The organism is Burkholderia sp. JP2-270, assembly GCF_003233675.1.
Classification (GTDB): domain Bacteria; phylum Pseudomonadota; class Gammaproteobacteria; order Burkholderiales; family Burkholderiaceae; genus Burkholderia; species Burkholderia pyrrocinia_C.
On record NZ_CP029825.1, the window covers coordinates 3,084,332 to 3,096,768 of the forward strand.

9 protein-coding genes and 2 pseudogenes are annotated in these 12,437 nt (G+C 63.3%); 4 read left to right on the top strand and 7 right to left on the bottom strand.

The window, feature by feature from the left end; all coding sequences use genetic code 11:
- The first annotated feature begins 124 nt into the window (after positions 1-124).
- Positions 125-598, top strand: a complete 474-nt coding sequence (locus tag DM992_RS32105) for a DUF3331 domain-containing protein (RefSeq protein WP_111020515.1) — start codon at positions 125-127, stop codon at positions 596-598.
- 24 nt (positions 599-622) lie between these two features.
- On the opposite strand, the gene DM992_RS32110 is transcribed toward DM992_RS32105, so the two are convergent.
- Positions 623-1,825 (bottom strand): GNAT family N-acetyltransferase, encoded by a 1,203-nt coding sequence (locus tag DM992_RS32110; protein ID WP_111020128.1) that lies wholly within the window; start codon positions 1,823-1,825, stop codon positions 623-625.
- 167 nt (positions 1,826-1,992) lie between these two features.
- Here DM992_RS32110 and DM992_RS32115 point away from each other — a divergent pair, with 167 nt between their 5' ends.
- Positions 1,993-3,465 (top strand): PLP-dependent aminotransferase family protein, encoded by a 1,473-nt coding sequence (locus DM992_RS32115; protein ID WP_111020129.1) that lies wholly within the window; start codon positions 1,993-1,995, stop codon positions 3,463-3,465.
- 215 nt (positions 3,466-3,680) lie between these two features.
- Entirely contained in the window at positions 3,681-5,237 is a 1,557-nt protein-coding gene (locus DM992_RS32120) for a trypsin-like peptidase domain-containing protein (protein ID WP_111020130.1), read from the top strand.
- A gap of 322 nt (positions 5,238-5,559) precedes the next feature.
- Here the strand turns inward: DM992_RS32120 and DM992_RS32125 are convergent.
- The 4 genes and pseudogenes from DM992_RS32125 to DM992_RS32145 form a co-directional block, all read right to left on the bottom strand.
- Positions 5,560-5,910, bottom strand: a pseudogene (locus tag DM992_RS32125) (transposase); the annotation flags it as partial.
- A gap of 108 nt (positions 5,911-6,018) precedes the next feature.
- Positions 6,019-6,354, bottom strand: a pseudogene (tnpB, locus tag DM992_RS43000) (IS66 family insertion sequence element accessory protein TnpB).
- Positions 6,351-6,743, bottom strand: a complete 393-nt coding sequence (locus tag DM992_RS32140; RefSeq protein ID WP_111020133.1) for a transposase — start codon at positions 6,741-6,743, stop codon at positions 6,351-6,353. Before DM992_RS32140 ends, tnpB begins: the two are co-directional and overlap by 4 nt.
- Before the next feature lie 246 nt (positions 6,744-6,989).
- Positions 6,990-8,009, bottom strand: coding sequence for a hypothetical protein (locus DM992_RS32145; RefSeq protein ID WP_111020134.1), 1,020 nt, complete (start codon positions 8,007-8,009; stop codon positions 6,990-6,992).
- 126 nt (positions 8,010-8,135) lie between these two features.
- Here DM992_RS32145 and DM992_RS32150 point away from each other — a divergent pair, with 126 nt between their 5' ends.
- Positions 8,136-9,275 (top strand): helix-turn-helix transcriptional regulator, encoded by a 1,140-nt coding sequence (locus DM992_RS32150; RefSeq protein ID WP_111020135.1) that lies wholly within the window; start codon positions 8,136-8,138, stop codon positions 9,273-9,275.
- A gap of 432 nt (positions 9,276-9,707) precedes the next feature.
- Here DM992_RS32150 and DM992_RS32155 read toward each other — a convergent pair whose 3' ends face one another.
- Both DM992_RS32155 and DM992_RS32165 read right to left on the bottom strand, forming a co-directional pair.
- A complete protein-coding gene (locus DM992_RS32155) occupies positions 9,708-10,868 on the bottom strand; it encodes an IS30 family transposase (protein ID WP_111020136.1) in 1,161 nt (386 codons plus the stop codon).
- A 717-nt stretch (positions 10,869-11,585) separates the two neighbouring features.
- Positions 11,586-12,389, bottom strand: a complete 804-nt coding sequence (locus DM992_RS32165) for a lipid II flippase Amj family protein (RefSeq protein ID WP_111020138.1) — start codon at positions 12,387-12,389, stop codon at positions 11,586-11,588.
- Positions 12,390-12,437 lie beyond the last annotated feature (48 nt).

Sequence of the window (12,437 nt, forward strand, 5' to 3'; positions counted from 1 at the left end):
ACATCCCGTTGCACGCGGCGGTCCCAACGGAGGTGAGATGACCGAATCGCCTGTCGCGGCCGATGCCGCCGGCGCGCAGCTAGCGTGCGGCCGTCGCGAACGTCGTGCCGGCGAGTCGTCAAGCATGCCGAACACCATGGAAAGCCTGATCTGCGAAGAAGATGTGTCGTCTTCCGGCGAACGCGATGCGATGCCATCGCACGGCGGCGGCGTCGCGCATTCGCTCGTGACGATTGGCCGCGCGCCGGTTCGGGAGCATGCCGCGGCCGCGGTGTCGCCGTTGCGCCCGCAACTGTTCGTCACGGTGCTGGAGGCCGGAGAGGACGGGTTGCTGATACGCTGGGTCGAGAGCGGCCGTTGCCATTACGGCGAGCAGCGCTGGCGCCTGCGTGTCGCGTTGCAGCCGGGCCGCTGTGCAATCTCGGGGCGGCCGATCGAGCCCGGCGAGCCGGTGTTCCGGCCGGCGCGGCGGCCCGTGCCCGCGAATGGCGACGAGATGATCTGCCCGGCATCGGTGCCGGGCGCGGCCGGCGCGGCGCGGGCGGACGGTGCGCCCGAGGACGACATGGCGCGGGATCCGGCCGATGTTCTCGACTGAACGCCGGCCGGCCGCTGCGCCGCGTTATTTCTTCAGATCGTGCCGGTACTGGATGAACCCGGCATTGATCGCGAGCCTGTCGTACAGCGCGCGTGCGGTCGTATTGGTTTCGTGCGTGAGCCAGTACACGCGGCTCGCGCCGGCTTCGCGGGCGCGTTCGTACACGGCTTCGATCAGCGCGCCGCCCGCGCCTTGCCCGCGTGCGTCCGGCGCCGTGTACAGGTCCTGCAGGTAGCAGTACGGCCCTTCGGTCCAGCACGAGCGGTGGTAGATCGAATGCACGATCCCGACCAGCACACCCGATGCGTCGAATGCACCGAGCACGAACATCGGCTCGGCGGGATCCATCAGGCGCGCCCACGTCGTCGCGAACACGGCATCGCTCAGCGCGGTGTCGTAGAACTTCTGATAACCCTGCCACAGCGGGCGCCATGCAGCTTCGTCGGCGGCGACGAGCGGGCGCACCGTGACGCGCGTCGTGTCGTTCGCGCGGGCGGCCGCGTCGCGCGCGTTCGCCTGCGCGTGGCGGATCGCGGTGAGCGACTGGCGCTGCTCGCCGTGTGCGTCGAAGTTCTCCGGCGCGAGCCACGCGTCGAACGCGGCGCGCACGGCCGGCCATTCGCCGTCGACGATCGAATACCACGCGGTGTCGCGACTGCGGCCCTTGTAGACGATCGCCTGCCGGAACGTGCCTTCGTAGCGGAAGCCGAGCCGCGCGGCCGCCTTGCGCGACGGGGCGTTCAGGTCGTCGCACTTCCATTCGTAGCGCCGGTAGCCGAGCGTGTCGAACGCGTACTTCATCAGCAGGTACTGCGCTTCGGTCGACACGGGCGTGCGCTTGAGCAGCGGCGAGAACGTGACGGAGCCGACCTCGATCACGCCGTTGGCCGGATCGATGCGCATCAGCGCGAGCGTGCCGACCGCGCGGCCGGTGGCAACGTCGATCACCGTGTAGTGCAGCGGATCGGCGCTCGCCTGCGCGCCGCGCGCGTAGTCGCGGTAGCCCGATTCGTCGGCGTACGGCCCGTGCGCGAGATAGGTCCAGTCGCTGCCGTCGGGCGCCTGTGCATAGGCGGCGTACAGGTCGGCGGCGTGGCGCTCGGCGTCGAGCGGCTCGAGCCGGCAGTAGCGGCCCTCGAGCACGATGCGCTCGGGGCGCGGGCGCGCGGACCAGTCGGGAACGGGGTGGCCGATGGGTTGCTGGAAGGCGTTGGTGAGCGTGGACAAGATCGATCTCGCTTCGGTTGGCGGCCGGCGACATGCCGGCATGCAGACGATCGTAGTCGTGACGAGGTACCATGGAAAGCGCCACAGATCGGCAAATTTATGGTGCCACGATCCGGTTGCCACTAGCCGTGCGCCGTGTTCCGACACTTTCACGCTGCGACGTTCCGATGACGACTGCCTTTCCTTCCGGCGACTCTCCGTTGCTGCCGCTCGACGCGCCGCTGGCGCGCACGCCGGGCGCACCTTCGCTGCAGCGCCAGTTGTTGCGCCGCGTGCGCGACGCGATTCTCGGCGGCGCGATGCCCGCCGGCACGCGGCTGCCCGGCACGCGCGCGCTGGCCGAGACGCTCGGCGTGTCGCGCAACACGACGGCCGCCGTCTACGAGCAGCTCGTCGCCGAAGGCTTCCTGCAGTCGGATCGCCGCGGCACGCGGGTTGTCGGGTTGTCGCGGCCGGCGCCGCAGCGCCGGCGTGCCGCGCCGCCGGCCGTCGCGCAGCGGCTCGGCCGGATTCGCCCGAGCCTCGTCGGCAGCGGCGAATCGGAGGGCTTCCGGCCGGGCGTGCCCGCGCTGTCGCATTTCCCGGTGGATGCGTGGCGGCACGCGATCGACCGCGCGCTGCGCCGTGCCGCCCGCGACTTGCTCGCCTATGGCGATCCGCTCGGCGAACGCGCGCTGCGCGAATCGATCGCGCGGCACCTGGCCGTGACGCGCGGCGTGCGCTGCGATCCCGAGCAGATCGTGATCACGGAAGGCGCACAGGGCGCGATTGCGCTGTGCGCGCAGTTGCTGACGAACCCGGGCGAGACGGTGTGGGTCGAGGAGCCCGGCTATCGCGGCGCGCGCACCGCGATGCAGGCGGCCGACCTCGATGTCGTGCCGATGCCGGTCGACGCCGAAGGGCTGCGCGCGGAAGAAGACGACTGGCGCGAGCGGACGCCGCGCCTCGTCTATACGACGCCGTCGAACCAGTTTCCGACCGGCGCCGTGCTGTCGATCTCGCGCCGGCTCGCGCTGATCGATGCCGCGCGCCGGCATCGCGCGTGGATCATCGAGGACGATTACGACAGCGAATTCCGTCACACCGGCGAGCCGATCGGTGCGATGCACGGGCTCGCTCCCGATTCGCCCGTGGTCTATCTCGGATCGTTCAGCAAGACGATGTTTCCGGCGCTGCGGATCGGCTTTCTGGTGCTGCCCGAGGCGCTGCTGGCCGCCGTGCGGACGGTGCTGCCGGAGATGCTGCGCGGCGGGACGCGTCATGTGCAGCTCGCGCTGGCCGATTTCATCGAGACAGGCGAATACGGCCGGCATCTGGGGCGGATGCGCCGGCTGTATCGCGACCGGCGGCGGTTGCTGCTCGCCGCGCTCGACGGCAGCCTGAGCGTGCCGCACCAGGTCGAGGGTGGGCCGTGCGGATTGCATCTCGCGCTGCGGCTGCCGGCGCGCTACCGCGACCGCGCGATCGTCGACGCGGCGCGCGCGCATGGCATCGGGCCATTTCCGCTATCGGGTTTTTCGATTCATGCGGAGTCGGCGGCCAACGGGCTCGTGCTCGGCTTCGGCAATACGTCGGCCGATGCATTCGGCCCGATGTTGCGGACGTTGTCGGCGATCGCGGAGCGGGTCGGCGGGGATTGAACGGTCGCCGGACTTGTGCGGATTGACGAACCGCGTACTTTGTTCGAAACGAACGCCGTCGCGGCTTCGCGGCCGCCGCGTCACCCGGCATGCGGGTTTCGATTCGTATGTTCCGACAGGCCGCTTGGACTATAAATGGATGCGTGTACCGGTGCTTGTCGGGTGCCTGCGCGTCTCGCGCAGATTGGCGCCGCCACTGCCGGGGGAGGTGCACCGTGGTTCGCCAGACGCTTGCTCGCGCCGTGCTTCGCACCGCGTTGATCGGCGGCGTGTTTGCCGGTTTTTTGCTACCGCCGCCAGCCGCCATTGCGGGGACCGTCGCACCGCCCGCTACACGGCCTGCCATGAAGGAAAGGCCGGCCGCCGCGCCTTACGCGATGCCGGTCGATTTTCCGGCGATCGTCGACCGCTACGGCCCGGCGGTCGTGACCATCATGACTGCCGCGCCCGACCAGCAGGCCGGCGGCCCGTCCTTCGCGATCCTCGATCCCGACGATCCGCTCGCCGCGTTCTTCCGACGCGGCGCGCCGCCGCCCGCGCAGGGCGCGCAGGCGCCGGTGGGCGATACGGCACTGCGCGCGGTGTCGGGCACCGGCTCGGGATTCATCGTCAGTGCCGACGGCCTGATCCTCACGTCCGCGCATGTGGTCGACGATGCGACCGACGTGACGGTGCGGCTCACCGATCGCCGCGAATTCAAGGCGACGGTGCTGACCGTCGATCCGCAAAGCGACGTCGCCGTGTTGCGTGTCAACGCAACGAAGCTGCCGTTCGTGCGCCTCGGCGATTCGGCGAAGGTACGTGCGGGCGAACCGGTGATGACGATCGGCGCACCGGACGGATCGGGCAACACGGTCACGGCCGGCATCGTCAGTGCGACGTCGCACCGGCTGCCGGACGGCGGCACGTTTCCGTTCTTCGAAACCGATATCGCGCCGAATCCCGACAACTCGGGCGGCCCCGTGTTCAATCGTGCGGGCGACGTGATCGGCATCGCGGTGCAGGTCTATACGGGCACCGACCGCTACGCGAGCATGACGTTCGCGATCCCGATCGCGTTCGCGGCAAAGGTGCGTGCGCAGCTACAGACGCAGATGCAGGCGCAACAGGCTCAGGCGCCGGCGCAGGGCGCGCCGTCAGTCAACGCGTTCGGCGTCGACGTGCAGGATGTCGGCATCGGGCTGGCCGCCGCTTTCGGACTGCCGCGTCCGGCGGGTGCGCTCGTCAACGGCGTCGCCCCCGGTTCGCCGGCCGCCGCGGCCGGCGTGAAGCCCGGCGACGTGATCGTGAAACTGGGCGACAAGGCGATCGGCCGCTCGGCCGAACTGAACGACCTGGCCGCCGCGCTGTCACCCGGCGAGAAGGTGTCGCTGCGGGTGATCCGCAAGCGCGCGCCGCTGATGCTGACGATCACGGGCGCCGACGACGCGACCGGCAGCGCGGGCACGACAGTCGGCATGGTTGCGCCGAAGGCCGCTGCGCGACCGGGGCCGGCGGCGGGAGAAGGCGGCGATCGCCTGGGGCTGACGATGCACGCGCTGAGCGACGAAGAGCGCCGCTCGACGGGGCTCGCGGTCGGGATGATGGTGGACGCGGTGCACGGCCCGGCAGCGAGGGCGGGCATCCAGCCGGGCGATGTCGTGCTCGAGATCAACGACGCGCTGCTCGAGACGCCGGACGACGTGCAGTCGCTCGAAGCGAACGGCAGCGTGATCGCGCTGCTGATCCAGCGCAACAACGCGCGGAAGTTCGTGTCGGTGCGTGTGCGTTAGGGCGTTGACGCAGCCGGCGCCGTCCGTCTGCCATCGTCCGGTATCGCCGGCAGTCGGCCAGGCATTCAGGAGCCGTCCCGCATGAAAGCGGCATTCTTCATCGTAGTAGTACGCAGGCGCAGGGGCCGGTAGCGGCATCGCGCCGGCATCCATGCGGCTCCGACTTGTTCGGGGGCTTTTTGGGGGGGCTTCGTGGAATTCAGTGGATGTCGCTTGCCGACCCGTTGCAGCCGATCGCCTTCTTGCGGCCTAGGTGTCGCGTCTCGGAGCACTACGGCCATTGGCGGCACGACATCGTTGGCGAGTTTTCGACCTGCGTCGGGCGTTCGGCTACCGTCAACGAGTGATCCGGGATCTGCTCCAGCAGTTGCTTGGCATAGAGCATCTTATTCGTGTCGTAACGGCCGAACGCGATGTTGGCGACGAGATGGGTCGGAATCGAGGTCAGCGTCACGGCCCGCACCTGCGGGTAGCTAGCCACCTTACCGCTGGCATAGCCCTGAGCGCCGAAGTGCTCACGATTGGCGGGGCTGTCCGGGGTGCGCAGCGTGGTGCCATCCATGGCCCACAAGCTCAACCCTTTGAAGGCGTGGCGCGCACCATCTTGCTGGCACCAGGCTTGAGCGGTGCGTTCAAATAGCCAGGCCATGGGCGCATCGCCGAGCCTCTGTCGCGGTTGGTCGGGGCTAAGCGTGGCGAGATCGACGGGCAGATCCATGACACCGAGTCTGCCAGACACGCCACGCATCAGGAAGCGAAACTGTTTACGTGCGCGTTGGCCTCAAACCACGGTAATGGCGTGATCGCTTGCCAGTGTCCGCCACGGCAGCCCCGTGACCAGTGCCCGTAACTGTTCCTGATTCAGCGGCAATGCAACGGACTGCTCGCCGTTGCTCCATATAAACCGCCCGCGATTCAGGCGCCGCGTGGCCAGTCAGATCCCCAGGCCGTCGTAGACCAGCACCTTCATTCGCGTCGCATGTCGGTTGGCAAACAGATAGGCATGGTGCGGGCGCGCCGCGCCGAATACCTTGACCACGCGTGCGAGCAGCGTATCGACGCCCGCACGCATGTCTACCGGCTCAGTTGCCAGCCAGATCGCGTCGATGCGGATCATCGCAACCACCCCTGTAGCCAGGCCGCGCAATCATCGGCCGCCGACACCGGCCAGTAGAGCGTAATCGTGGCAGCACCGCGACGAATTTCGATGCGGATCTCGCCCCGATCAGTTGCAGCAACTGGTGCTTGCAGTTGTAGTGGCACGAATGCCGCCGTCGATGGCGGCTGAGCTTCATCCGGCGCCGGATGGTCGCCCGCACGCTGTCGCGCTGCCACCACCCATCGGCGCAGCAGGTTTGCGTTCAGGCGGTAATGCAGCGCCACCGCCGCAATCGACACGTGCGGTTGCATCGCCGCGCGCACCACCATCTCCTTGAATTCCCGGCTGTGTTTGCGACGCTCTATTGCCGGCACCACTCCATCATCAATCCGATCGTCGTCAGCCATCGTGACACGTCTCCATCACGCTTTATGATGGATACGATGCTCCTATGCGCAGGCCACGAACCTCAACCTGACTTCACCGGACCCTTACGTCGTTCAGCATCGCTGACCAAGTTAACAGCTTGCCGCTTTGTTTACAACTCCAACCCTAAAAACAAAAATGCCGTTCAGTTCTTAACTGAACGGCATTAGCCATCATTCAGGCTTTGTTCGCCAAACCACAAGGTAGGGTGCTTGATGTGTCGGCAGTTATACCGGTGCCATCGGAACCATTCCAAAGCAAAGCTTGTAGGACGCACCGCGCTCGGACAGGAGGTTCGTCTGGACCTTATAGCCGATCCCTCCATCGGTGCTGTTGTTCACTCGCGCCGCAAGGACGACTAGCTGTTTGGCGGTGAGCGTGATTCGGTCGTCGCCTAAGCTCACTTCGCCAATATTGAGAGCGTCGGCTAGGAAGTCAGCGATCTTCGGCGCCAGCTTTTCAAGCCACGGCCCGAAGAGCTTTGCCAGAGGCGGCCCGACCACTGCGACGGAATTGAGTTCTGTCTCGATCCATTTCGCACCTTCCGTCATCGCATTTTCCATATCGCCCTTGATAGTGTCTGCGTTGTCGCCCGCGATGCCGTGGTTCACGAGCTGCACCGCAATCACCAGCCCGGTCGGCTGCCCTCGATATATCTCAAGGAGATCCGGGACGCGGTTGCCTGCGTCGACCTTTTGATATATCTGGGTTCGCAGGGCGCTATGCTGTTTCGCTGGGTCTATCACCCCGATAACGCCATAGGGGTAGTCGTGAGATCGGAAGCCGTCTGGTATCGAGTCCGTTTCGCCAAAGCAGATGAGGCCGGTGTAGTGGACGATTACTCCGGCTAGCTCGATGGCCCCGGTGTCAGGCCACCAGTAAATGGTGCCGTGTTCAAAGGTGTTTGCGCGCCCTCCTTCTGACATGTCTTGCTCGTCGGACGTCGGGAATCCGAGCCACGAAGTCGGCCCGCCCATCTGGTCATATCTCTCGCCAATTTTGCCGTAGACGAAAGTGACGTTCTTGTTCGCGTCGGCGTACAGTGCTCCCCCATTTTCATATCGCTGGCGGTACCCATTTCCGACGGCTTCGATTTGGCCTACCTCTTTGCCCGGGGCGCCGCCGAGCTGCGACCATCTCTTGACGATGGCCTGGCGCCATCGCACGTCATCGCTCAACACGATCGGTGGCATTGGGCGTTTTTGAATCGGTCCGTCGGAAATCGGCGAGTTGGGATTGATTGTCATTTCTTACCTCCGTTTTTACTTAGAAAAAGAGGGCGTTTAATCCCGCCCACCGGATGCGGCGGCCTACCGCATTTCCTATAATTACAGCCGTTATTCGACCGTAATACTCCTATTTGGGAGGGGTAGATGGCGCATATCGAGACTGTCCACGCTGCGATCCAGCATATCTACGATGCGGTGCTGTCGCCTCAGCGTTGGGAGGAGGCGCTAGCGCATATCCTCGCGGTCACCAAGTCCGACCGGGGCTTTCTCTTGGCAACAGAGTCAGGAACCCCAGCGCTGTCGGTTTCTAGTGCGCTCGACGAGAAGCATGCGTGTGCCCTGCAGCGTGAGCTGCAGACAAGACCTCCGGCATGGATGGGAAAGATTCCTGCCGGTGTAGCTAGGCGACAGTCCTCCGAAATCACCGATGCCGCTTTCAGGCGCACCTACATCTACAATGAGGTTGTCAGGCCCGAGCGCATGTTTTACGGGCTGATTCTCCCGATACTCCGTACACCCGACAGGGAAGCTTATTTGACGGTGGGGAAACGGCTGGGCGCCGCCGACTACAATGACGAGGATGAATCCGCAACGGTTCTCCTCGTCCCACACCTGACCGCAGCACTGGATATCAGATCGCGGTTAGCCGCCGCCGACATTCGCGATAACGGTGCACTGGAGGTGCTAATACGCCTTGACGTCGGTGTCATTCTGCTCGATGAGAACGCTCGCCCACTCTTCATCAACCCGTATGCGGAGGAGCTATCGCGCGCTCACGATGGTCTACTTATCAACCATCGCGGAGTTTCGTGCCTTGTGCATGACGACGCAAAGAAACTGCAATTAGTTGTCTCTTCAGCGCTGGAATTTAGCGCTACGCAAAAGGCGACTGACGTCCGCCGCCTTCGTGCGCCGCGCTGCTTTGTACATCGAAGCCGCCAACACTTGCCTCTCGTCGTACGTGTCGTGCCAGTAACCTGTCGCGAGCCTGCCGGCGGCATCAGCGCGCTCGCGCGAGTCATCTTGTTTGTGATTGACCCCGAGCGGACTGCACAGGTCGATTGCTCACTTGTCGCTGAGACGTTTTCGCTAACACCTCGGGAGGCTGAGCTAGCCACGCTGCTCGCGCGGGGCGAGAATATTGCACAGGCGGCCCTCCAAATGAACATTGGACTGGAAACAGCTCGCGCTTATCTGAAAATCATTCAGGGAAAGACACAAACGCACCGTCAAGCAGAACTCGTGTCTTTGCTGCTGCGGAGCGGACTGTATGTAATTCGCTAACAGCAGCCAGCCGCGTTTTGAATGTGCTTGCGCCACCAATGAGAAAACGCCCCAAACTTCGGGGCGTAGAGTTTATGCGACACGTGTTGGTTAAAGCGACAGCTCGGTTGCCAGGTTGTGATGCATCGTGGCCGCCCGGGCGATTGACGCGGTGATCAACCTGGGTCGCAACGGAGCTGCAGTTCCGAAATCTGCCAATTCTTCGTCAGCTCGGCAGTCCTACATCCGCCACCAATTCTACGGATGGCCAGAGTCCTGAAACGCTGAGATGCACACGTAGAGCATCGGGCAGGTCTTGGAGTGGACCAGCCGTTCGAGCGGCAGTTCTATGCGATGGGCGAGCGGCTGAAAATGGCCGAACTGCGCCATACGATGCTGTCGCGCCGCTCGGGCGAGCCGGCGACGTCCGAGCGGCGCATCTCGACTGCGGATTCAACCCGTCGATGCAACGAATTGATGAAAGCGCTCAGCCGGTGTATCGAAGTCTAGCGTCTTTCGAGGACGCTCATTGAGCCGCTTGGCAACAGCGTTGAGCGTGGCCTGTGAATAGGCCGAGAGGTCGATCCCCTTTGGGAAATACTGTCTGAGGAGCCCATTTGTGTTCTCGTTCGAGCCCCGTTGCCAAGGGCTCTGCGGATCACAAAAATAGACCTTGACGTCGGTGGCCACGGTGAAACGCGTGTGATCGGCCATCTCCTTGCCGCGATCCCAGGTCAGTGATTTGTATAGTTCGTGAGGAAGCTTGCCGGCGTGTCGGATCAATGCGTTGATGACCGTTTCCGTATCCTTATTGGCAACCTTCACCAGCATCACGAAGCGGCTCTGACGCTCGACAAGAGTGGCAATCTGGCTGTTCGCGCTGCCGAACAGCAGATCGCCTTCCCAGTGGCCCGGTATCGCACGATCATCAACGGTCGCGGGACGTTCACTAATCGGGACGGTGTCGCAGATTCTGCCGTGGTCGTCGGTCTTCATCGTGTGATGACGCGAACGACGCATAGCTCGCGAGCGCCGTAAATGCTTGAGCAATTCCTTTTTGAGTGTACCGCGAGCTTGTATATAGAGGCTGCAGTTTATGGTTTCGTGCGACACCTGATAGTCCCTGTTGACCGCATACACGTGCTTAAGCCAACCGGCGATCTGCTCAGGTGACCACTGCAGCCTGAGCTTGCTTGCCACGACCTGGGCGAGCTCCCGGTTCCTGACGAGCTTGCAGACTTGGGGGCGACGGGCTCGCTCCCACGCAAGTTCGTCAGCATCGTTCGCCCGATAACCCTGCATACCGCCGTTCCGCTTGAGCTCGCGGCTAATGGTGGACGGAGCACGTGCGAGCCGAATCGCAATCGCGCGAATCGAATCGCCAGCAACCACTGAGCGCGAGATCTTCCCCCGCTCGGCAAGGGTTAGTGCCAAGCTCGAACGGTGCCGTTGCTTTGGCTGCATGCCCCCCGTTTCGGCCAGAATCCCTTGTACCGAGGAATGGTTTCGATCAAACAACTGGGCGATCTGCTGCAGCGACTCGCCCTTGCGCCAGCGCTCCCACATTAGCGCTTTCTCGCTGTCTGTATAGTAGATCCGCCGTCTCTGTTTCATTGCAACACTCCTCGCTGCTATGCAGCCTCAAGTGTGTTGCATCGACGGGTTGAATCCGCAACCCTGTAGCGACATTCGCCCGTACCGAAAGCCGTCATTCACCCTGCTCGTTGATAAACGAGCGGATACGGCGAGCGCCTTCTTCGGGAGCACAAGTCGATGTATCCACGCTCATCGAATAGGGTCTTGCGTAAACGGGATGCCCGAACTGGGACCGCGCCATTCCCACACCGCGGTCTGGCCTTCCGCGTTCACGCTCTTCCAAAACATGCAGTGGGCAAGTAACGCCAATAACATAGGTTCGGCGTGGCGCAAGGGCGGAAATACATTCGTCTAGGGCGGTTGTATCCCGAAGCACAAGGTCTAGAACGATCTCAAAATGACTCGCCGCTACGCGCTTCAGAGTGGATTGCAAATTGAGGTGATGAAGCCGGAGCGCCTGCCGCAGCTCGTCATCCGATCGCATGTCACGTCTACGGGACATTTCCACAAACGCGTCGAGCGATATATGGAAGACGGGAATCTCCGAACTATCCTGAAGGGCCCTAGCCAAGCTGCTCTTTCCCGCGCTGGTTGGTCCATGCAATACGATAGCGGTCGGTTTCATACGTCTACCATGTTCCCCTGATCTTGTCAGCAACAGAGCGTTCGTCGGTGCAGTCGCAAGATCGTCGACGATATTGGTACCACAGTCGATCTGCCGACTGACCACCAAGCCTAAATGAGTTCGGCGACACGAACAATGATGAAAGCCGCGGGGACAAGCGCCGCTTGAGCGCACAATGTTCCGAGAACTCGTGCACCTGCAAGCGTGGTAATGGCCCGACGGAAGCTATTTTCCGATATCCGGCCTTCAATGACATCGTCGGTCATTACGGAAACCTGCGGGTCGATGACGATCGCCAATACCACGGTCGCGAACCCGTTGATGACTGACGACAGATTCGCACATGTCACTCTCAGATCAGGCTTCAGGTAGCCCGCATACAGCGATGCGAACACGCCGACTGTCCAGATCGCCATTGCGACAACATTCAGCACGATAACTGTCCAGGACACGCCGGTGCTTGCGGCCAGTTGCGTGACGTTGTGCCGGGATGGAAGGCGCGCACCGATGCGAAGGTAGTTGACACCGGTACGACTGAAGGCGTGCAGCAGCAAACGAGGAATCGACCGGTTTGCCTGAAAGTGATCGACGGCGCGGCTGAAATAACGCTGAAATGTCGGAATCAGGAATGACCCGACAATGCTCGCCACGGTGGCGGTCAGCAAGAACCACCGAAAGTCGCTGAGCAATCCACTACCGATATGACGCGCGATATCCAGTTCGACCCGTTTCGCGATGAACGGCCCTTGAAAGGAATTGGCCGTCCGAGAAACCAGCGCGATGATCCCGAAGAGGGAAAACGACAAGGCGATGCGGCGCGTGCGAACGCCTGCAATCCGCACCGCGTAGGCCAATGTCGCGATCACGTGGATTACGAACGTAAGCGCGCATATGACCCAAAGCTGACTATCCATGCTATTACGGTGCGTGTGGCTGGAGCTTAAGTGTACCCGAGCGAAGTA